This is a genomic window from Ruoffia sp. FAM 26254 (assembly GCF_045528545.1).
GTDB lineage: Bacteria > Bacillota > Bacilli > Lactobacillales > Aerococcaceae > Ruoffia > Ruoffia halotolerans.
Genome location: NZ_JBGQQY010000014.1, coordinates 1 through 22,755 on the forward strand (window position 1 = coordinate 1; position 22,755 = coordinate 22,755).

18 protein-coding genes, 1 other RNA gene and 1 other annotated feature are annotated in these 22,755 nt (G+C 35.4%); of the genes, 12 read left to right on the top strand and 7 right to left on the bottom strand.

Features of this window, described 5'->3' with window-relative positions:
* The first annotated feature begins 363 nt into the window (after window positions 1–363).
* A complete protein-coding gene (gene ccpA, locus ACEN3Z_RS05135; protein WP_407089913.1) occupies window positions 364–1,368 on the top strand; it encodes a catabolite control protein A in 1,005 nt (334 codons plus the stop codon).
* Between the two features lie 273 nt (window positions 1,369–1,641).
* Here ccpA and ACEN3Z_RS05140 read toward each other — a convergent pair whose 3' ends face one another.
* Complete coding sequence (locus tag ACEN3Z_RS05140) at window positions 1,642–5,355, bottom strand: transglycosylase domain-containing protein (protein ID WP_407089914.1); 3,714 nt, start codon at window positions 5,353–5,355, stop codon at window positions 1,642–1,644.
* A 31-nt stretch (window positions 5,356–5,386) separates the two neighbouring features.
* Window positions 5,387–6,361: a rhodanese-related sulfurtransferase gene (locus ACEN3Z_RS05145; protein WP_407089915.1), complete on the bottom strand. Its 975-nt coding sequence runs from the start codon at window positions 6,359–6,361 to the stop codon at window positions 5,387–5,389.
* A gap of 195 nt (window positions 6,362–6,556) precedes the next feature.
* Between ACEN3Z_RS05145 and ACEN3Z_RS05150 the strand changes: the two genes are divergently transcribed.
* Window positions 6,557–7,459, top strand: a complete 903-nt coding sequence (locus ACEN3Z_RS05150) for a diacylglycerol/lipid kinase family protein (protein WP_407089916.1) — start codon at window positions 6,557–6,559, stop codon at window positions 7,457–7,459.
* A gap of 85 nt (window positions 7,460–7,544) precedes the next feature.
* Window positions 7,545–7,943 carry a DUF2187 family protein gene (locus ACEN3Z_RS05155; protein ID WP_138403952.1) on the top strand — a complete coding sequence of 133 codons (399 nt, stop codon included), beginning with the start codon at window positions 7,545–7,547 and terminating at the stop codon, window positions 7,941–7,943.
* A 108-nt stretch (window positions 7,944–8,051) separates the two neighbouring features.
* On the opposite strand, the gene ACEN3Z_RS05160 is transcribed toward ACEN3Z_RS05155, so the two are convergent.
* Window positions 8,052–9,017, bottom strand: coding sequence for a hypothetical protein (locus ACEN3Z_RS05160; protein ID WP_407089917.1), 966 nt, complete (start codon window positions 9,015–9,017; stop codon window positions 8,052–8,054).
* A gap of 36 nt (window positions 9,018–9,053) precedes the next feature.
* On the opposite strand from ACEN3Z_RS05160, the gene ACEN3Z_RS05165 reads away from it, so the two are divergent.
* The gene (locus ACEN3Z_RS05165; protein WP_407089918.1) at window positions 9,054–9,500 is read left to right on the top strand and encodes a ribonuclease HI family protein; all 447 of its coding nucleotides are present in this window, start codon (window positions 9,054–9,056) and stop codon (window positions 9,498–9,500) included.
* A 64-nt stretch (window positions 9,501–9,564) separates the two neighbouring features.
* On the opposite strand, the gene ACEN3Z_RS05170 is transcribed toward ACEN3Z_RS05165, so the two are convergent.
* From ACEN3Z_RS05170 to gpsB, 3 genes are all read right to left on the bottom strand, one after another.
* Window positions 9,565–10,695, bottom strand: a complete 1,131-nt coding sequence (locus tag ACEN3Z_RS05170; RefSeq protein WP_407089919.1) for a class I SAM-dependent RNA methyltransferase — start codon at window positions 10,693–10,695, stop codon at window positions 9,565–9,567.
* Between the two features lie 92 nt (window positions 10,696–10,787).
* An RNA gene (gene rnpB, locus ACEN3Z_RS05175) (RNase P RNA component class B) lies at window positions 10,788–11,157 on the bottom strand.
* A gap of 14 nt (window positions 11,158–11,171) precedes the next feature.
* A complete protein-coding gene (gpsB, locus tag ACEN3Z_RS05180) occupies window positions 11,172–11,528 on the bottom strand; it encodes a cell division regulator GpsB (RefSeq protein ID WP_138403948.1) in 357 nt (118 codons plus the stop codon).
* Between the two features lie 358 nt (window positions 11,529–11,886).
* Here gpsB and ACEN3Z_RS05185 point away from each other — a divergent pair, with 358 nt between their 5' ends.
* From ACEN3Z_RS05185 to dtd, 6 genes are all read left to right on the top strand, one after another.
* Window positions 11,887–12,390, top strand: a complete 504-nt coding sequence (locus ACEN3Z_RS05185) for a DUF3013 family protein (protein ID WP_407089920.1) — start codon at window positions 11,887–11,889, stop codon at window positions 12,388–12,390.
* 12 nt (window positions 12,391–12,402) lie between these two features.
* Window positions 12,403–13,365, top strand: coding sequence for a 50S ribosomal protein L11 methyltransferase (gene prmA / locus ACEN3Z_RS05190; RefSeq protein ID WP_407089921.1), 963 nt, complete (start codon window positions 12,403–12,405; stop codon window positions 13,363–13,365).
* Entirely contained in the window at window positions 13,365–14,114 is a 750-nt protein-coding gene (locus ACEN3Z_RS05195; protein ID WP_407089922.1) for a 16S rRNA (uracil(1498)-N(3))-methyltransferase, read from the top strand. The genes prmA and ACEN3Z_RS05195 overlap by 1 nt, the downstream gene beginning before the upstream one ends.
* Window positions 14,115–14,128: 14 nt before the next feature.
* Complete coding sequence (gene deoC, locus ACEN3Z_RS05200) at window positions 14,129–14,800, top strand: deoxyribose-phosphate aldolase (RefSeq protein ID WP_407089923.1); 672 nt, start codon at window positions 14,129–14,131, stop codon at window positions 14,798–14,800.
* 201 nt (window positions 14,801–15,001) lie between these two features.
* On the top strand, window positions 15,002–17,149 hold the full coding sequence (locus tag ACEN3Z_RS05205; RefSeq protein WP_407089949.1) for a RelA/SpoT family protein: 2,148 nt from the start codon (window positions 15,002–15,004) through the stop codon (window positions 17,147–17,149).
* A gap of 48 nt (window positions 17,150–17,197) precedes the next feature.
* Window positions 17,198–17,650, top strand: a complete 453-nt coding sequence (gene dtd / locus ACEN3Z_RS05210) for a D-aminoacyl-tRNA deacylase (RefSeq protein ID WP_407089950.1) — start codon at window positions 17,198–17,200, stop codon at window positions 17,648–17,650.
* 56 nt (window positions 17,651–17,706) lie between these two features.
* Here the strand turns inward: dtd and ACEN3Z_RS05215 are convergent, their stop codons facing one another.
* Window positions 17,707–18,963 carry an N-acetylmuramoyl-L-alanine amidase gene (locus ACEN3Z_RS05215; protein WP_407089924.1) on the bottom strand — a complete coding sequence of 419 codons (1,257 nt, stop codon included), beginning with the start codon at window positions 18,961–18,963 and terminating at the stop codon, window positions 17,707–17,709.
* 443 nt (window positions 18,964–19,406) lie between these two features.
* Window positions 19,407–19,601, top strand: a binding site (T-box leader).
* Between the two features lie 41 nt (window positions 19,602–19,642).
* Here ACEN3Z_RS05215 and hisS point away from each other — a divergent pair.
* On the top strand, window positions 19,643–20,965 hold the full coding sequence (hisS, locus tag ACEN3Z_RS05220) for a histidine--tRNA ligase (protein ID WP_407089926.1): 1,323 nt from the start codon (window positions 19,643–19,645) through the stop codon (window positions 20,963–20,965).
* Window positions 20,965–22,740 carry an aspartate--tRNA ligase gene (aspS, locus tag ACEN3Z_RS05225; RefSeq protein WP_407089927.1) on the top strand — a complete coding sequence of 592 codons (1,776 nt, stop codon included), beginning with the start codon at window positions 20,965–20,967 and terminating at the stop codon, window positions 22,738–22,740. The genes hisS and aspS overlap by 1 nt, the downstream gene beginning before the upstream one ends.
* Window positions 22,741–22,755: the final 15 nt, after the last annotated feature.

Sequence of the window (22,755 nt, forward strand, 5' to 3'; positions counted from 1 at the left end):
TCTTTTAATTGAAAGGTTTTTTGGATAAAATGGTTCATGCGTAGATATTCTCCTTATGTTATTTGGTGGTACTTTTAATATAACGAATATCTGCGTCTTTTAGAAGACACAAAGATAGGGTTGATGATATTTTAATTTTTGTCATCAACCCTATTTATTGTAGAACCAATTTAATGTATTATTCACATTTTTTATTGACATTTTCATGAAAATATAGGAACATATAGTCTTGGGTATATTTATATCATTTTCATAAAAACATTGCTTAAATCGTAATTCACTGGAAATAAAACGCTTGCAATAAAAAATGAATTGTGATAAATTTACAACAAGTAGATACTTATTTGAAAGAAGGTTAGCCCTATGGAAAAACAAACAATTACAATATATGATGTCGCTCGTGAAGCAGGGGTTTCTATGGCAACGGTATCTCGTGTTGTCAATGGTAATCCGAATGTTAAACCTAGTACACGCAAAAAGGTTTCAGAAGTCATTGAAAGATTAGATTATCGACCAAATGCTGTAGCTCGTGGTTTAGCAAGTAAAAAAACGACGACAGTTGGAGTTATTTTACCAAGTGTAACAAATTTATTCTTCTCATCTTTAGCTCGAGGAATAGATGATATTGCATCAATGTACAAATATAACATTATCTTAGCAAACTCCGATGAGAGTCAAGAGAAGGAAGTACAAGTATTTAATACATTACTTGCGAATCAAGTAGATGGAATTATCTTTATGGGACAAAATGTTTCAGAGTTTATCCGTAAAGAAATCGAACGTACTTCTACCCCTGTTGTTTTTGCTGGTACTTTAGTTAACAACCCTGAATATTATAGTGTGAATATTGATCACACGGTTGCTACAAAAGAAATCACAGCAGAATTATTAGAACACGGACGTCGCGTTGTTTTAGTGACTGATGAGCCAGAATTATTAACGTCTCAACATCGCTTAGAAGGATTTAAAGTTGCATATGAAGAAAAAGGTGTAGAGTTTGATGAAGATTTAGTTATCCAACAAGCACTAAGATATACAGATGCAGATAAAGTGTTAGAAGAACTACAAACGCTTAAAGCAGATAGTGTTATCGTTAAAGAAGATACATTTGCTGCGGCATTAATGAACGCTGCTTTAGACGCAGGCTTTAAAGTACCTGAAGACTTAGAAGTGATTACAAGTGATAATTCAATCGTTACCGAAATTGTACGACCAAAATTAACAAGTATCCAACAACCTTTATATGATATTGGTGCGGTTGCGATGCGTCTGTTAACTAAAATTATGAGTAATGAAGAAGTTGAAGAGAAACAAGTCATCTTACCATATAAGATCAAACATCGTGGATCAACATTACACACAGACTAAATTTAAATGTTTATGAAAAAAATCCCACTAAATTGTTTAGTTAACAGTTTAGTGGGACTATTTTCATTAGTTTGATTGTTATATGAGGTGAATCAAAGAAATTTGACTATGACAGCCTATTTGTCTTCTGAATAGATAGAAGGTTAAACAATTAACAACATGTCTTAAATAGAGCGTTATTGCGTTAGAACAGAATGTAATATAATTCAAATATAATAAAAAGACGCTGAGAAAACTACTAATAAAGTAGTACTCAGTGTCTTTTCTTGATTATTAACTTTCCGGTGTTGACTCTGCCGGTTGTTCCTCATTGCTTGGGTTATTATTTTCATCTGGATTCTCTGTTGTTTCATCTTCAGTAGATTCATCCTGATTACTTTCATCGCCTTCATTACTTTCAACACTTTCTTGTGATGATTGTTGCTGCTGCTGTTGCTGTTGCTGTCTTCTTTGTTGCTCTTGAGTTGAACGAACATTATTCCAGAATCGAGCAAGATCTTCTTCAGTAGCTCCTAACATAAAGTCAAAAGTTAACTCAGGTGCGGGGTTAGAAACCTTGAATAGCTCTGTCTTCGTTGGTCCAGTTAACTGATAAGTATTGCTATTGTAAGTAAATCTACCTGGAAGTGTACCCGTTTGTTCTAGAACAGTTTGTTCTCGGACAGAATCAGGTTGGACGAAAGTTTCTTCCGTACCGAAAATTTCTGGGCGAAGTTCATATAAATCATTTACAATACGAGACCAATAAATTTGACTACGAACACTTTCACGGTCAAAACCATCATTCACATCAATCGTATAATCAGCATATCTTGAATCATAACCAATCCAAGAACCAATTGTAATCGATGGGGTGGAAGCAATAAACCATATATCTTTAGAGTTTTCACTAATACCTGATTTTGCAATCCAGTCACCTGGCACATTCATGTATTCATTCGCTGTACGTCCGGTACCTTCAGTCATAGTATCTCGTAACATATCAATCATTATATAATTCGTATCTTCCGAGAATACACGTGTTGGAGTTTCGTTTTGTTGGAATACAACATTACCAAAAGCATCCTCGATACGTTCAATATAGTGACCGTCTACGTACTCTCCACCGTTAGCAAACGTTGAGAAAGCACGTGTTTCTTCTAGAACAGTAGGACCAGTAGTCACACCACCTAGAGAAAAGGCTAAGTTGTTTGTATCTTCTTCAGTATATGAGTCAATAGTATTGAAGCCCATGCGCTCAAGATAATCAATGATAGGAATACCTTGAGAACGCAATTCGTCATAAATACGAACCGCAGGTATATTATCTGATCTTAATAGGGCAGTTCGAGCGGTCATTAATGTATCACTCACAACACTACCATAGTTCGTTGGTGCCCAAGTTGAACCATCTTCATAAGTTTCTACAAAAGCTGTATCCGGAATAACTGTAGAAGGGTTAATGATATTGTTCTCCACTGCAGGTCCGTAAACGGCCAGCGGTTTAATGGTTGAACCTGGTGAGCGACGCATTTGGAAAGCGTGGTCAATTTGGTTATTCTCAAAATCAGTTCCCGCTACGAATCCAAGGACCGCACCTGTATTGTTATCAATTGCAACTAAACCAGTTTGAACTTCTTCCACATAGTATGTTTCCACACCAGTCTCAGGGTCAGTGTAGACACCATCATAAACCGCACCAAGCTGATCCTCATAGGCTCTAGCTGACTCTTGGAGTTGGTCATAAATTTCTTTATCGATTGTAGAATATACGCGGTAACCCCCAGTACGTAACTGTTCTTCAGCCGCAAAGTAATATTCATTGTACCATTCGTCATCACTATAGACTTGCTTCCATGAGTATCCATCGTCTTGAATGTTCAATAACATAAGTTCCTCAATGGCACCATTCATAACCGCTTGATATAAGTATGATTGACGAATTTCTTCACGCGGCTCGGGTGGCAAGAAGTCTTGAGTAATATCATAAGCAATGGCTGTTTCATATTCGTCTTTAGTAATTTTTTCAGCACGATACATACGATATAAAACTTCATTCATTCGTTCGATACCAAATTGAAGGGAAGCCTCGTCACGGATTTCTCCATTTTGATCGTAAGGAGTATAAGTATACGGGTCTTGAGGAAGACCGACTAAGAATGCGGCTTGATTTAAAGTAACATCCTCAGGTGCTACACCAAAAATACCCTCGGCTGCTTCTACAATACCAGCCACATTATCTCCGTTGTTATTTCTACCAAAAGGAGACACATTTAAGTAAGCCGTTAATATTTCTTCTTTAGTAAAATAGTTTTCTAATCTTAAAGCTAAAAGAATTTCATTCGCTTTTCTAAAGAAAGTGACATCATTTGTTAGCATTTGTTGCTTAACTAATTGCTGTGTTAGCGTTGAACCACCTGTACCCGAACCCGTTAAGAAAGTTTGGAGAACAGCACGAAGCAATGCTTTTGGAACAATTCCCGGATGTTCTGCAAAATATTCATCCTCAGTTGCAATAAAACCATCGACAATATAATTTGAAATATCGTTTAGATTTGCAACAGAACGAACAATATCTGTCCGGACATTGGCAATTGGGTTTCCGTCAGCATAATACAATGTACTTTGTTGATCTAGACGATTAATCTGCTCTGCCATCTCTCGTTCATTAGGAGGGGGCGTATTTGCTACAAGATTCGCAAAGAATCCGATACCTGTACCACCAATGAGTGCTCCTGTTAAGACGATGATAATAATTAAATACATAATTAATCGTTTAATAACATTGAAAGTAACATTAATACCAAAAAATGTTTTTTCTTTTAATGAAAAGTTTTTTAATGAGTATTTATCTTTTTTCTTTTGACGTTTGTGTTGTTTAGGATCGATTGCCTCTTCATCAGTTTCATCATCAAAGTCCGTACTTGCAGCAACCCCTCCGGCTAATGCCGCAGTCCCAGCGGGATTTTCAATGCTTTGACCTAAGGGAGCGGCTGATACGGTTTCATCATTAGGGTTGAACACATGTATTGAATCCATTGAATCAGCCCAGTGTTCATCTGATTGACTTTCAAATTGCTCAGCGTCATCTATCTTAGCTTGCTTTTCAACATCATCAAAGTCATTTGTTCGGATTCGAGACTCAGAATCAGGTACATTTGCTTCACCCGCAAGTGGAGTAGGGTCAATCACTTGAGGTATAGGCATTACTGGAACAATTGGTTTGTTATCAGTATCCTTAGAATCGTCATGATTGTCGTTTGTTGAAGCTGACGGTGACTTAGTTGTTTGATACGAATCTTCAATTTCTTTGTCCGAACTCATACTTTCAAGTTGTGTGATTCTTTCTTTACGACGTCGTTCTCGTTCAGCTAATAATCGATCAGGACTTGGGAGATCAGAAGCCGCATTGTGTGTTGAGTTATTATTCAACGGCTCCTCTTTATTATCTTCTGTATCAGATAATGAAAAGACTGGCTTATAGGCACTTTTATCAGAATAAAGCTGATCATTGAGTTCTGATTCTCTGCGTTCTCTTACAATATTTCGTTTGATTGCATCATCTCTTAACGGAATGTTGCTTGTGTTAAGAGAGGCTCTTTTGGCTCGTTCATTTAAATCTCGGCTTTTCGCTGATTTAATATCTGAATAAGTAGAAGAGGGCGCTTCATTTGTTTCGCTAAATAACTTTTGAACCCGTTTAATTGACCGGTTTATCATTAAACTTGATTTATTCGGATCGAATTTATTATCGGGTGATGTATTTTCTTTATTAAAGTCCGAGTTAGAAGAGCTTTCCTTCCGAATATCAGAATAGCGTTCTTGTTGTTCCTCTTGAAAATCATCATAAAAGTTATCCCACTTATTAGAAGAGGGATGGTTATTTGATTCATTAGTATCTTCAGACGGAACTTTACGATTTGAGTGGCTATCTTCAATAGGCTCGTCAAATGAAATATCAAAAAACTTACTATCATTAGAATTATTTTTTGAATGTTTATCAGTCATTGATTCACCATCTTCCTGTTAAAATTTATTATTAAGCCGTTTCGGTATTCTCTAAAGATTCCCCAATGGCTTCTAAGCGATTTTGCCATTCAGAAGTTGTAAGATGATGCTCGCTTACAAAACGATTGCGCGGATGACGACGGCATTCTGGTGAACATCCACGGACATATTTTGCTTCATTTTCTTCTGAACTTAATATTTGTTTATTACAATCTGGGTTTGCACAGTTTACATAACGTTCACAAGGCGTTCCGTCATAGTAATCTTTACCAACAATAGTCGGTGATACGCGGTTAATTGGTACTGAGATACGCTCATCAAAGACGTACATTTGACCTTCCCATAAATCCCCTTGAGTTTCTGGGTCTTTACTGTATGTATCAATTCCACCTTCTAATTGGCCAATTTCTGTTGTGATACCTTCGCGAAGCATCCAACCAGAGAACTTCTCACAACGTACGCCTCCTGTACAATAAACAACGACTTTTTTGTCCATGAATTTCTCTTTATTGTTTATTACCCATTCAGGTAATTCACGGAAGTTACGAATTTCAGGGCGAAGCGCACCTTTAAAGTGACCTAAGTCATATTCATAATCATTACGTGTATCTAATACAATGGTATCTTCGTCTTCTAGCGCTTCACGGAATTCTTTTGGTTTTAAATGTTTACCTGTTGTTGTTAGTGGATCGATGTCATCCTCTAAGTTTAACGAAACGATTTCTTCACGTACACGCACAAACATTTTACTATGAGCATAGTCATCAGCAGGATCTTCTTTGAACCATACGTCCTCAAATCCTGGAAGAGAATGTAAAAATTCTTTATATTTCTCTGTTTGTTCGATTGTACCAGAAACAGTTCCATTAATACCTTCAGTTCCAACTAAAATACGTCCTTTTAGGCCAGTTTTTTTACAAAAGGCTAGATGCTCTTCTCTAAACTGCTCAGGATCATCAATAGTCTCGTATTTATAGTATAATAACACCTTAAATTCTTTCTTCATTATTTGTCCTCCTTGTAGTTGCATACTACAGTTTTCTGAATATATATTATACTATTAAATCAAGAATGGTAACAGGTTTTAGCTAAAATTCATATAAATGTAATAGAAAAATCATATTATAGATGTGAATTATTATCTAAATTGGTATAATATTATTTAGATAATAATAAATATATCACAAAGATGGTGAATTTTATGCTGAAAAACGTATTGTTAATAACAAACCCAGTTGCAGGAAAAGGGTATGGAGAAAAGTATGCTCAAAAATTAAAGAATGTTCTTGAAGATTATCATCAATCTAAAGTTGAGATAAAAATTACTGAAGAAGAATTCGATGCAACAAAATGGAGTAAAAATGCAACAAAAGATGGATTTGACACAGTCATTTGCTTAGGTGGCGATGGTACAGTGTCAGAAACGGTAAATGGAATTATTGAAGCTCAAGATAAGCCGGTATTTGGCTTTGTTCCAATGGGGACGGTTAATGATTTAGGCCGTGCATTGGGATATAAAATGAACGCAAAAAAAGCGATTGAAGATTTTCAAACTGTTTCGATCGATAAATTAGATGTTGGAAAAGTAAATGATCGTATATTTATTAATGTAATTGCATTAGGACCAATTGCGGAAGAAGTAATGACGACAGCTTCAGATGATAAGAATCGCTTCGGCGCTCTTGCTTATGTAAGAGACGGTATGAAAGCATTCTTTACCGATAAAGGTTATGAAGTTCGAGTGACAGCTTCAGATGGTACGGCCACAGATATTAAAACAAATTTATTATTTGTTGGTCTAACAAACAGCATTGGTGGCGTTGAATTTATGGTTCCAGGAGCCAATTACAATGACGGTAAAGGTTACTTATCCGCAATAAAAGGACATACGCCAATAAGTACGATTCGAGCAGGACTCGAGGTTGGGTTATCTAATTTAGATGCAGATAATATCTTCAGATTATCCGACCAGAAATTTAAAATTGAGTCAATCAATAATGAATCGATTACTACTAACGTCGACGGGGATAATGGACCAGAATTGCCATTAGAGATTGAGATTTTGGGTCAAGCGATTGACGTTTTAATTACTGGTGAAACCTAAAAAGCATATTGTGAGCAATATATTTGAAAATACGTTATAATTGTATTAGTGAGCGTTAAGGTCAACGAGGAAAGAGGGAATTAACGTGAGTGCAGAAAACGTAACAGCAAGTGAACGTAAGATTATTGAGCGTGAACTAAGAAGAGGTACGAGTAAATCCCGTATTGCAGCGATTTTAGACGTTGATTACGATAAAGGACTTATCAAGATTGAAAGTGTAAAGGATAAAATTCGTCCTGAAGTTGGTAATCAGATCGAGTTTAAATTCAGAGATAGTAAGATGACCGGAATAATTATCAAACTATTAACTAATAGTGCCGTTGTTGAGATATATTGGAGTAAATCTGATATTACGATGCGTGATATTTGCGAAGACCGTACAATTGTAAACTTCAAAGATATTGAATCGTTTGTATCGCTTCCAGAGCAAGTGGAAGACGAAGATATTATGTTCGAATATGAAGAAGTAAAGACAACAAATTAATAAAGGCAGGCCTTGAATATCGTCAGGCATGTCTTTAATTTATTTCTTTAAGATTTAGATAGAGTATAAGTAAAGAGGCCTTCCATTTATTGTGGAGGGCCTCTTTATTTACGCGTGGAATAATTGTGCTAATTCGTCTTGAGCAAGTTGGTAATACTCCTTTTCCTGTTTTGTAAGAATATCAATTATCTCATTTTCTAAGCCGAATTGTAATAATGTATAGTTTAACCATTTTTGTGGATCTGAAATAGCCTCATCATAAAAAGGATAAAAAACCATCGCATGCAAATTGAACAATTCTAGAATTTGTTTAGCAAAGTGAGGATCAGTTTGTGAGAAATAATCTTCGATGATCCGTATACCTGTTTGATAAAAGTCCGTACTTGTATAAGGCTTTAACTGTTTCGTTTGGATATGCTTCTCTACATTTAGCCACGTATAGTCAATATCTAAAAACTCACCATTAATAATTATATAATGTAAGATGTCATTTTTAATAAAATTCAAAAGATTGTCATCATTTAGAAGTACTTTCAGAAGTGGTAAATTCTTGTCTAAATCAGTTTGATAAACGAGTTTTAATTTAGATAAGACTTCAAAATGGGACTTCTCTAGTAACTGTTTCGCATATGCCTCAATTCTTTCTTTAGTTGTTAAAGCATTTATTTCTTGCTTTACATTTAATAAATCCGAAATGGTTGTAATGGCTTTATTTAATTCAGTCGTCGCAGTTGAACTTTGAATTGAATCTCTCAATTGATATAATTTATTTAAACTTTCGCTCGTTGGGCTCATAATCGGTAGAGATTGGGCATACAAACTTGTTAGCTCTGAGGATTGTGAGATAAAATCCAATGTAAATTGGTCCTGTTCCCATAATCTAGTTAGCTGTTCTTGCTTGTTAAAAGCAATATATAATCTAACTAATTCAGTGAAAACGAGTGGGTTAGATTCAAGATTATAACTACTTTCTAAGTATTGAATCGCTTTATTGAATTGGTTGTTTTCTAGAGCGTTGCTTGCTTTTCTATAATAATTTTCAGCATTATTAGGCATTGGTGTGATATCAGTCATAGTCAGTTCCTTTCATAAAAGAATAAGAGGTCAAAAATGATAAAAATAAGTACAGATGCTGCTTTTAATCCTAAAACTCAAGAGTCCGGTATCGGAATCCAAATCAATCATGGTAAACAACAAGAATTAATTAAAATACATATATCTGAAGTCGTTGATAACCATGTGGCTGAGTTTTTAGCATTAATCGGTGCTTTAAACTTTGTTAAAACACATCTTGATATCAATCAGATTATCATGTATCAGTCAGATAGTAAAATTGTCATCCAATCCATAGACAAAAAATTTGCTAAGAATAAAGAATATAAAAAGTTACTCGATTATATATTAAAAACATTGAATGATTCGCCTACATTTTTCGCTAATTGGATTCCTGAAGCTCAAAATCGTGGCGCAGATTCCTTAGCTAGGCAAGCATTGAGAAAAGAAGGAAAGATAGCAAAGGATATAAGATATTCCGAATTAGAATTAGAGCAATTATAAAAAAACTTGTTGATTTAGCAAGACGCCAGTCAACAAGCTTTTTGTTAATCTACAAGGGTATGAGTTACTTCGTTCCCCAGTATTGATAGTAGGTTACCTTCAATGGGCCATTATATAATTTACGTTTTTTAGTAGCCTTCTTACCATAAAATTCTTCGAATTTATCATCACTTGTGATGATGTATTTACTCCAAGTAGGCATCGTTTCATATAATTCACCCATTTGGCGATAAATGTTTTGGACATCTTCTTCTGATAACATACGGTCCCCATATGGAGGGTTAGAAATTAAGATTCCATAATCAGTTGTAGGGCGGTAATCAGATAATTGCATTTGCTTGAATTCGATGGAGTCACCGACACCTGCTTCGCGTGCATTGTCTTTCGCAATTTCAATCATCCGTCCATCAACATCAGTACCATAGATTTGTAATTCTTTATCGTAATCCGCTGCTTCTTTAGCTTCTTGACGTGTTTTATCCCAGATATCTGAATGTTCATTCATTAAATCCCATTTTTCACCAGCAAATTCACGTTTCAAACCAGGGGCAATGTTATGTCCCATTAAAGCTGCTTCAATAAGGATCGTACCTGAACCACAAGTAGGGTCATATAAAGGACGGTCATCATGCCAAGTTGTTAACATAACTAACGCCGCTGCCATATTTTCCTTCATTGGAGCCGTTCCCTTATGTTCACGGTACCCACGTTTAAATAAACTTGATCCACTTGTATCTAAAGTTAACATGACGTGATCTTTTCTAATGGCTACTTCAATCGGGTAAAGGGCACCAGTTTCTGGTAAGTCAGTACGGCGGTGATAGAAGTCCATCAGTCGCTTACTAATGGCTTTTTTAACAATACGTTGCACATTAGGAACACTGTGTAATGTTGATTTGATTGATTTTCCACTTACTGGAAATTCTGCATCCATCGGAAGAATATCTTCCCAAGGTAAGTCATACGTTTGGTTGAATAAATCGTCAAATGTTTTTGTATCAAATTCACCAAAGATTATCTTTACGCGATCTGCAGTACGTAACCAAAGGTTAGCGTAGGCAATATCTTTTGCAGTTCCGTCAAAACGAACCAGTCCATTTTCAGTTTGAGTTTCGTAACCGAATGATTTTAATTCTCGAGCAACAAGGGCTTCAATTCCAGCCGCTGAAGTTGCTAATAACGAATAAGTTTTCATAATTTTCACTCCAATATTTATTACGCTTTAAGTTTACATAAAAAAAGACTCTGATTCCAGAGTCAATTAAATAATCCTATGAATAAGTAAATTTCTATAAGCCATGTCCTGTCATTATCTCTAGCATAGGAACTAGGGATAATGGATAATCATCTATCTACGATAATAATATCGTTCTCTTCTTTTGTTCATTTACTACTCGAAGAAATGCCCCTACCAATGTTTGGGTTGCTCGCTCGAGGGGTTTACCGCGTTCCAATCTTATAGTTTCCTATAAGCGTCGTCTCTGTGGCACTTTACAAATTACTAAATCATAGCCGAAGCCTTAGATAGTTCTTTCGCCGTTAACCTAATAGGGTACCTTAACTTATTTTTTCGTTAAGCACGAACACTACAAGCATCTCAGCTTGTGCGAGCATGGACTTTCCTCAGTTAATTTAATAACCGCGATTATCCGAAATTTACTCAGTCATTTATTAATATTTTGTTGCTTTAGAGTAATCGATCGTATTGTCCGTGTTGTCAATTTTCGAACCGAAAACATGCTTCTCTAAATTAGATAAGCGTTTTAAGATATCAAAGTTTGTCACGCCACTCCCTGGAGAGTTTGGTGTACTTTTCTTAGCTAAAGCAAGTTGTTTAGTTAATTCATCCACTTTACTGATGAGACGTTCGTTTTCATTTTTTAAATAAACTACGTCTTTTTGGAAAGAATCATAATCTCTGATGATACTATCTAAATATTCATCAACTTCAGCAGTATTGTATCCACGAACAGATTTATTAAACTCTTTTTGCAAAATATCTTTTGCTGTTAAGTTTTTTTCTGCCATTATATTCACCTCGTATATTATATATTTTTATTAGAATGGCACTTTAGATTAATCACATTATAAGTTTACTATGACTTTGAATAAATATCAAAGCAAAACTCTAAAGTAGCGATTTTGTTTAAGTTTAAAGACTAAATTTCATTTATTATGCCATGAAATTAGACAAATTGCTAATCCATTATAATGCGTTAAGTCTTGAATAACAAGGGTAAAATGATATTTTCACAAAATATATCTACATAGCGAGAAAAAAACAAATAATTTTAATGTCATATTATAAGCTTGGTGGTTGTTAATTAAATTGAATTATCTTAGAAAATCAGTCATAATATGTAATGATTAAATAGGTGGTGTATGAATGAATAGAGCAAATATATTAAATGTGTTTGAACAACTTATTGAGGAGTCTTATTTTCATTGTGAATGGGCTATTGAATGGCAAGAGCGAGAGAATGCGATTGAGTTAATATTCCAAATGAATTTAGAAAATCCGAATAATCTTTCTTTTATAGATAATTATGACAACATCAGCCATCAAACTGACCTCGTATATAATATAAAAATTATGATTTACAAGGACGGTTATAAACGCTTCAGTGATAAGGATTACATTGTGTCAATACCAGTGAATAGTGAGCGTGGAATTGATTACGGAAAATGTTTAGTAATTGTTAAATACTTAAAAAAATTATCGTCTTCTGTTGATGTCAAGTGGCTTGATTTTCTTTCAGAAACGGATGTGGAAGAATTTTCATTGAAATGGAAATGGAGTGACTTTGAAGCAATCCAAAACCGCTTAATTGAAAGCAATCGCTATAGTAAAACGCCCATTTATTTTCCACATCATGAAGATATTAATTAAGGAGTGTTGAATATGGATAAAATATGGAAAGAAATAAAAGTAACGTTAGATTCCTTGCAAACAGTGGATATAGATTTAGTCAATTACTATTTAAATGAAGCGGGTGCAGTAGGCAATGAAATTAAATATGCACAAGGGTATTTAGAAAATCATCCTAATTTATTTGGTGAAATTCCAGAAGAACTACCTGAAGATTACTTAAATCATCCCGTCGAAGTGATTGGTTATTATGAATCTGAGATTGATTTAGAAAAACTTGAAGAACAATTAAAAACTGTTGGAACAAGTGATTTTAAGATTGAAGTGGCTGATTTAGAAACTGAAAATTGGCATGAAAATTGGAGGCAATATTATAAACCAGAGCGAATTTCTCGCTTTTTATCCATTGTGCCTGAATGGCAAGATAATTATGAAGCTGCACCGTTTGAACAAGTCATTTTTATGGATCCAGGCGTTGCTTTTGGTACTGGGAATCACCCGACAACTCGCCTTAGTGCTCAGGCACTTGAGATGGTTATGCAAGGGGGAGAAACCGTTCTTGATGTAGGCACTGGGACAGGAATCTTAAGTTTTATTGCTTCTGTTTTTGGAGCTAAAGAAGTGTTAGGGATGGATTTTGATCCTCAAGCAGTCAATGCTGCCATTAGTAACTTAAATGCCCAAAAGAATCATGAAATGATTAGTCATCTAATCGACGCGCAAAAAATTCGCTTTATTGAAAATGATTTACTAAAAGGGATTGACCAAACAGCGGATGTCATTGTTGCGAATATTTTGCCGCATATTCTAGTAAATTTATTCTCTGATGCTCATAAATTGCTGAATGACAATGGGTATCTGATTTTAGGCGGTATTTTAAATGAGAAAGCGTCGTTTATTGAAGAAGCAATTGAAACTCACAACTTTGAAATTTATCAAAAAACTCAGATGAGAGAATGGGTAAATTATATTGTTGTTAAGGGAGATATGGACTAATGCAACGTTATTTTTCAAATCAAGCCCTAGAAGTTAATCAACAGATTCAACTAGAAAAAGTTGATAATCATCACATTGTTCGAGTGATGCGAGGAAAGATTGATGACGAAGTTATAATCGTAGATTCAACAAATATCGCTTATAAAGCAAAGATAGAGACAATTGAAGATAACGTAGCAAACTTACGAATTATAAATGCTTTAGAAGACCAACAAACTGAATTACCCATTCAAGTAACTATTGCTTGTGGTTTATCAAAGAATGACAAGATTGATTTAATTGTTCAAAAGGCAACCGAATGCGGGATGAATGAATTTATCCCTTTGGCATTGGACAGAGATGTTGTAAAGTGGAAAGGTAATAAAATTAGTAACCGAATCGAACGACTGGAACGCATTAGTAAAGAAGCAGCAGAACAATGCCACCGTAATGTGATCCCAGAGATTAATCATTTATCTACCATTGATACTTTGCAAAAAGAAGCCGATAATTATAAGCATAAATTAATTGCTTATGAAGAGACTGCTAAGAAAGGACAACACGGCCAACTTAAAGAAACCTTGAAAGAAGTTCAAGCAGGGGATAATTTAATCATCGTCTTTGGTTCAGAGGGTGGTTTAACAGAGTTAGAAGTAGCCAAATTGAAAGAAGTAGGGTATATTGAATGTAGTTTAGGTCCACGGATTTTAAGAGCCGAAACGGCACCTATATACGCTTTAAGCGCAATGAGTTATCATTTAGAAGTATAGAAAGAGGAGATAGAATGGAATTAGCAAAATATATTGACCACACCTTATTAAAAGCAGATGCAACTGAGGAACAAATTGAAAAATTATGCCAAGAAGCAGCAGAATATAATTTTAAATCAGTTTGTATTAACCCAGCATTTGTTGCAAAATCCAAAGAATTATTAAAAGACTCAGATAGCTTAGTTTGTACGGTCATTGGTTTCCCTTTAGGCGCAAATGCGACGGAAGTAAAAGTTTTTGAAGCACAACAAGCTGTCAAAGATGGCGCAGATGAGATTGATATGGTCATCAATATTTCTCGTGCTAAAGATGGAGACTGGGCTTATGTTCTAGAAGAAATCAAAGCAGTTGTTGGAGCGGTTGATGAGTCAATTACAACCAAAGTAATTATTGAAACGTCTTTATTGACAGATGACGAGAAACGTAAAGCATCAGAAGTCGTTAAAGAATCTGGAGCAGACTTTGTTAAGACTTCAACTGGATTCTCTACTGGAGGAGCGACGCTAGCTGATGTTAAATTAATGCGTGAAGCCATAGGTCCAGATTTAGGTGTTAAAGCAAGTGGTGGCGTAAGTAATTATGATGAAGCCATCGCTATGATTGAAGCTGGAGCAACGCGTATTGGAGCTTCAAAAGGAATCGCAATTGTATCAGGAACACTATCGACATCTAATGATAACTATTAAGCTAATTTAAAACACAAATAAAGGCTGTGCTAAACAAAGGCACAGTCTTTTGTTATAATGAAATACAAAGAAAAAAACACAATATTGTTAAATGAGTATAATTAGGTTATAATTGCGCTTATATTTTAAGAAGTGAGGTGAATAAATTTGCAAGGACAAGATTTTTCAGCACAAGAGGTAATTGATTTATGTGCAAAGTACATGAATGACAGTAGTTTGGAGTTTATTCAGCGTGCGCTTGATTATGCAACGGAAGCTCATAAAGACCAATTTCGCTTATCCGGTGAACCTTATATTATTCACCCCATTCAAGTAGCAGGTATTTTGGCAGAGTTACAATTAGATCCTTCAACAATCGCTACAGGTTTGTTACATGATGTCGTTGAAGATACGGATCGAACATTGGATGATATCCGGAATGAATTTAGTGAAGTCGTTGCATTTTTAGTTGACGGAGTTACTAAACTAGGTAAATTGAAATTCCAAAGTAAACAAGAGGCTTTGGCCGAAAACCATCGAAAAATGTTACTCGCAATGAGTAAAGATTTACGAGTAATTATCGTAAAATTAGCCGATAGATTACATAATATGCGAACGATGAAATTTCAGCGTAAAGAAAAGCAGATTGAGAAATCACAAGAAGCGATTGATATTTATGCACCGTTAGCTGATCGCTTAGGGATTAGCTCCATTAAGTGGGAACTTGAAGACATTGCATTGCGTTATGTTAATTCAGAATACTACTATTCAATTGTGAATCAGATGGACACGAAGCGTACGGAACGCGAGAACTTTATTCAAGAAACAATTGATGAGATTAAAGTTGCGGTTGAAGAGTTAGGGATTGAAGCAGATATTTCAGGAAGACCGAAACATATTTATTCTATTTATCGTAAGATGGTGGACCAAAGAAAAGAATTTGATGATATTTATGACTTATTAGCTATTCGAGTCATTGTTGATTCAATTAAAGATTGTTACGCTGTATTGGGAGCTGTGCATACGCAGTGGAAGCCAATGCCTGGCAGATTTAAAGATTATATTGCCATGCCAAAAGCGAATATGTATCAATCGATTCATACGACCGTTATAGGAGCGAGTGGCAAACCCGTTGAAATTCAGATTAGAACTAAACAAATGCATATGGTTGCTGAATATGGGGTGGCAGCTCATTGGGCTTATAAAGAAGGTAAGACAAGTAAGGTTGATGAAGAAGATAGTATCAATAAACAGATGACATGGTTCCGTGATTTAGTTGAATTACAAGATGATGCTAAAGATGCCAGTGAATTTATGGATTTTGTTAAAGAAGATTTATTTAAAGATCAAGTCTATGTATTTACACCAAACGGAGAAGTGATGGAACTTCCAACAGGCTCTGGTCCGATTGACTTTGCTTATCACATTCACTCCGAAATAGGGAACAAAACAATTGGTGCTAAAGTTAACGGACGAATTGTCGCCTTAGATTATAAACTGAAGAATGGTGACATTGTTAACATATTGACTAATTCAAATTCGAACGGACCCAGTCGTGATTGGTTGAAGTTTACTAATACGAGTAAAGCCCGCAACCGAATTAAACGGTTCTTTAAACTCCAAGACCTTGAAGAGAATAGTGAACTTGGCGAAAGTATCTTAGAAAAAGAACTGAAAGAAACAGGCCACTCACTAAAAGTATTAAATAATAAAAAAGTCGAAGCTAGTTTATTAGAGCGCTTTAACTTCAATACTTTAACGGATTTATTTGCTTCCATTGGATTAGGTGAGGTTAGTGTGTCAACGATAATTAACTTCTTAGATTTAAAACAAGAAAAAGCTGAAGAAGAAATGCTTGATAATGACACAACTATTTCAAAAGAGGCTTCAAATCGTCAACGCCAAAGAACCGTCCATGAGAGTGGTGTTGTGGTTGAAGGTGCCGATAATTTAATGATTCGCTTAAGTAAATGTTGTAATCCAGTTCCTGGTGATGAAATTATTGGTTATATTACACGTGGACGAGGGATTTCAGTTCACCGTAAAGATTGCCCTAATTTGTTAGCAGAAACGGAATTAAACGATCGATTAATTGATGTTAAATGGGATCAAGAATTCCAACCAACCGAAGAATATATCACAGAATTATTCATTATTGGTTTTGATCGAGCCGGCTTAATTAATGATGTTCTGCATGTTGTCAGCCATACAGTGAAAAGTTTACTAAGTGTTAACGGGAAACGAGATAAAAATAGTTCCGCTACAGTATCACTTAAAGTGGCTGTTTCGAATACGATGCAGTTAGATGATTTAATTAATAAATTGAAAAATATACCAGATGTCTATGAAGTAAAACGTGTGACGGGATAATATTCTTTATTCAATAGTTATTGATAGTTCAAAAGAAAGGTTGTTATGATGCGAGTTTTAATTCAAAGAAGTTTAGAGAGTCATGTTAAAGTCGACGGCGAAATTTTCGGACAAATAGACCGAGGCTACGTGTTATTAGTTGGCGTGACGCATGAGGATACTCAAGAAGATGTTGCTTACTTAGCTAGAAAAGTAGCCAATATGCGACTTTTTGAAGATGGGGACAGTAAAGTTAACCTTTCTTTATCAGATGTTGGTGGAGATATTCTATCGATTAGCCAATTTACCTTATATGGTAATACAAAAAAAGGGAACCGGCCAAGTTTTACCAATGCAGCGAAGCCTGATATGGCAAACACATTGTATGAAGATTTTAACCAAGCTTTGCGAGAGTACGGCTACAAAGTTGAAGTCGGAAAGTTTGGTGCTGATATGAAAGTATCAATTATAAACGATGGTCCGGTAACAATTCTCTTAGATTCAAAAAATAGAAGTTTATAAATCAATAAAAATGACGCTATCACGTTGAATGTGATAGCGTCATTTTTATATTTATATTACTGATTATAGTAATTTTCTAAACCAGCGACAATTAAGTCAGTAATACGATCAAGATATTCTTGAGAACGAATATAATCAATATCAGTACTATTACTCATATATCCGAGCTCTAATAGAACACTTGGTCGATTATTCTCTCTTAGAACATGATAATTACCAAAGACAACGTTATTGTTTGGCAATTCAAACTGAGCCAGTTGTTGATTAATATTATCAGCTAAATCAAAGTCATCTTCATGGAAATAATAAGTCGTGGTCCCGTGCCAATCAGGCACAGGTGACGAATCATAGTGAAGTGATAAGAATGCATCGACATTGGCTTCGTTACTTAGGATTGTTCGCTCATCTAAGTCAACGAATTCATCAGTTGAACGAGTTTGAAGAACAGTCGCACCAGCAGCTTCCAATTTCTCCTGTAAGATTTCTGCTGTCCGTAAAGTAACATCTTTTTCATATGTAATATTATCTAAGCTAATCGCTCCAGAATCTTCGCCACCATGACCTGCGTCAATCATTATGGTTGCGTCGGCTAAGGAACCAGGATTGGTTGTGCCGACATGATTTAACGAGTCGCTTCCAAGGGCAGCGATACGAGATTCAATGTATCCTCTAATACCAGTTTCATCTTCAACCAAATAGAACTCAGTTTCATCTGTACCAGTAGTAATATCAATGAGTTTAAAGCGTTGATTGATAGATGGTGTATAGATGATGTCCGAATATAAATCCGGTGCTGATAAGAAGGCTTGGTTTTCTTGTCGTACGATTACTAATCTTTCAGCTTCTTCTAATTCTTCTTGCGTCATTTCATCTGGTAAAGATTCTTCTGTTGATTCAGGGTCAGGTACTGATTCAGGAATCGCATCTTGATGGATTAACTCTACAGAACTCGTTGGAATATAGCCATATTGGTTCTCATAGACAACTTGCACCCAGCCATTACTTTCGAAATTAACAATTAAATAAGTGCCCGCATCAATGTCAGCTAACTGCTGTGAATCAGTTGTTTGCTCAGAATATATTGGTGATACAACAAGCAAATGAGCGGCAAGATTTTGATCAGTTACTAAATTATCGTTATCAAGTAACCACTTTGGAATCCAACCTTCAGATGTTCCTTTATAACGCACTCGTAACCAACCATTTCGTTCGGATATAACATTCACAGTAGAGTTTATATCGATGGTATCAATGGCTTGGCTATTTGTTGCTGGTTGACTTCTTAAAACGACAGACTCTTTTTCTATCATCATTAATTCACTCGTTGTTAAGCTTAAGATAGCAATGGAACTAAGTAAAATTAAAATGAATGTAATAAAAGGTGGAAAATACTTTTTAGTATAAAGTCGTTTTAAGAATATATTGAAGGTATTGATAAAATCCCCCCACTCCTACAAAAATTTTAAAGATATTAATTTTATTATATAAATTGTGTAACATAAATTCAAATACGATTAACCTTTGTCACTCAATAGTAATATGTTTGTTATAAATCCGTTAAGGCAACATAGATTTTCAATATAAAGAGTAGACAAGCCGATTAATATGTCATTAGTTTGGTTTTAAATCATTTGCTGATTACCTCATATATTTTATCATAGTAGAAGAAACATTGCTTGGAAACGATTTAATTTGAAACCTTTAATAAATTAGTTGATTAAATTTTAATTAGACTCTATAATAAAGGAGTATTTTAATAAAATCGTTGAAGTAGCCAAGTAAATGCCTCAATAACAGAGACTTCTCATTCCGCTGAAAGTAGAAGATGAGCCATTGAAGACACTATGGAGATGAACAATGCAAAGTTGTTCCGTTAACTACGTTACAGTTCTAAGGTAATAATATATATTGTTACAAATTTAGGTGGTACCGCGTTGAAGACGTCCTATAGCAACTTGCTGTAGGGCTTTTTTATATTTATGGAGGTAAATTATGTTAAAAAAACCAAAAGGAACAGAAGATATTCTGCCAGTTAATATTGATAAATGGCATTATGTTGAAGATACTGCTCGTGCAGTATTAGATTCATATAACTTTAAAGAAATTAGAACACCTTTATTCGAATCGATTGATTTATTTAAACGATCTGTAGGGAATACGACAGATATAGTTTCTAAAGAAATGTATGATTTTATGGATAAAGGGGACCGTCACCTGGCTTTACGTCCAGAAGGAACGGCACCAATTGCCCGTGCTTATATCGAGCATAAATTGCATGGACCTGAACATCCACAGCCGTTAAAAGTTTATTATATGGAGCCTATGTTCCGTTATGAAAGACCACAAGCTGGAAGACAGCGTCAATTCCATCAATTAGGAATCGAAGTGTTTGGTAGTACAAATCCTGCGACTGATGTGGAAGGTATTGCATTAGCGATGGATTTATTTGATGAATTAGGTTTATCAAATTTATCACTACACATTAACTCTTTAGGAAAACCTGAAGAACGTGAGAATTATCGTAATGCTTTAATCGAATACTTTACACCCCTTAAAGATCAATTAAGTGAAGATTCGCAAAGACGTCTGGCTGATAACCCAATGCGTATTATCGATTCAAAAGATAAGAGAGACAAAGCTTTAGCTGAGTCTGCGCCAGTTATTCTAGATTTTCTAGGCGAAGAAAGTCAGAAACACTTTGATGAAGTTCAAGCATTACTAAATGCGCTGAATATTCCATTCACTGTGACACCAACTATTGTTCGTGGCCTAGATTATTATCAAGATACAATCTTTGAAATCCTGGCTACTGACGATTCTATTGGGGCACAGTCCACTGTATGTGGTGGTGGACGCTATGATGGCTTAGTCGAACAATTAGGCGGACCAAAGACACCTGGCTTTGGTTTCGGTATTGGTTTAGAAAGATTAATGCTTCTATTAGAGAATCAAGACGTTGACATTCCTGAATCTGAAGGCCTAGATATCTTTGTGATGAGCTTAGGTGAAGAGGCAAATATGATGGCATTACAAGTTGTTCATGCAGCTAGAAAAGATGGTTTAGTTGCTGATCGTGACTACTTAAATCGAAGCATGAAATCACAATTTAAGACAGCTGATAAATTAAATACAACGCTTGTGATTACGATTGGAGAACAAGAGATTGAAACAGGAAAAGTCCAAGTAAAACATCAAGGAACTGGGAAACAAACCGAAGTTGCTTTTGATGATTTAATGACAGACTTTATGGGCGAGTATCGCAAATTAACTGTTGATACATCAGCCATTGACAAATATTTTGGAGGTAAATACTAATGAAAAAGAGAACGACTTATGCAGGTTTAATTAATGAATCATTTGTAGATAAAGAGGTAACATTAAAAGGGTGGGTACAAAAGCGCCGTGACTTAGGTGGCGTTATCTTTATTGACTTACGTGATAGAGAAGGCTTCTGTCAAGTAGTCTTCAACGCTCAATATATTCCAGAACAAATGGATGAAGCAGATCACTTAAGAAGTGAATACGTTGTTGAAGTCACAGGGACTTTAAAACGTCGTGCAGATGAGCAAGTAAACCCTAAAATTCCAACAGGTGAATTTGAATTATTAGCCACTGAATTAACAGTTCTTGCTAAAAGTAAAACACCGCCAATTTATGTTGAAGATAGCATTGAAACTGATGAAGAAGTACGTTTACGTAATCGTTTCATCGATTTACGTCGTCCGAAGATGTTCAACAACATTCGTTTACGTCACCAAGTGACTCAAACAATTCGTCAATTCTTAAATAATTTGGACTTTATCGATGTTGAAACACCTTACTTAACTAAGTCAACACCTGAAGGGGCACGTGACTATTTAGTTCCAACACGAAATAACGCAGGTCATTTCTTTGCATTACCGCAATCACCACAATTATTCAAACAATTATTAATGGGTGCGGGAATGGACCGTTATTACCAAATCGTACGTTGTTTCCGTGATGAAGATTTACGTGGAGACCGTCAACCAGAATTTACACAAGTTGATATTGAAACAAGTTTCTTAACTCAAGCAGAAATTCAAGAATTTACTGAAGATATGTTAAAAGCAGTAGCGAAAGCAGCTAGAGGCATTGAAATCACTGAAGATTTCCCAGTAATGACTTATCAAGAAGCGATGGATCAATACGGTTCAGATAAACCTGACATTCGTTTCGAAATGAAATTAGTGGATCTTTCAGACTTCGCTAAAACAACTGACTTTGGAGTGTTCAAAGGTGCAGTTGATAACGGTGGTCAAGTAAAAGCAATCAACTTAAAAGGTCATGCAGACGATTATACGCGTAAAACTGCAGACGAATTATATAACGTAGTTAAACCATATGGAGCGAAAGGTCTAGCATGGACAAAAGTTTCAGAAGATGGCTTTAACGGTCCAATTGCAAAATTCTTCTCATCAGAAGAAGACTACAACTACTTAACCAATGCGTTAGACGCTAAAGTAGGAGATATCATCTTCTTTATGGCTGACTCTACAAAAGTCGTAGCAGACTCATTAGGCGCACTTAGACTTCACTTAGGATCTAAGCACGAATTATATGACCCATCTGAATTAGCTTTCCTTTGGGTAGTAGACTGGCCATTACTTGAGTATGATGAAGACAACAAGCGTTATGTTGCCATGCACCACCCATTCACATCACCACAAAATTCAGATATCTCTGAATTATCAAACAATCCTGCAGATGCGTTAGCAAATGCGTATGACATTGTTTTAAATGGTTATGAAATTGGAGGAGGAAGTATTCGTATCCATACTCGTGAAATGCAAGAACAAATGTTTGGTTTATTAGGTTTCACTAAAGAAGAAGCATATGGTCAATTTGGTTTCTTATTAGACGCGTTAGATTATGGCTTCCCACCACACGGCGGAATTGCATTAGGATTAGATCGTTTAGTTATGATTCTAGCTCAAGAACCAAACATTCGTGAAGTAATTGCCTTCCCTAAAACAGGACGCGGCTTAGACTTAATGTCACAAGCTCCAAGTAGAGTAAGTAATGACCAATTGCGTGAATTAAATATTTCAGTTAAAGAAAGTAAAAAGTAATTTAAAGGTTTAACA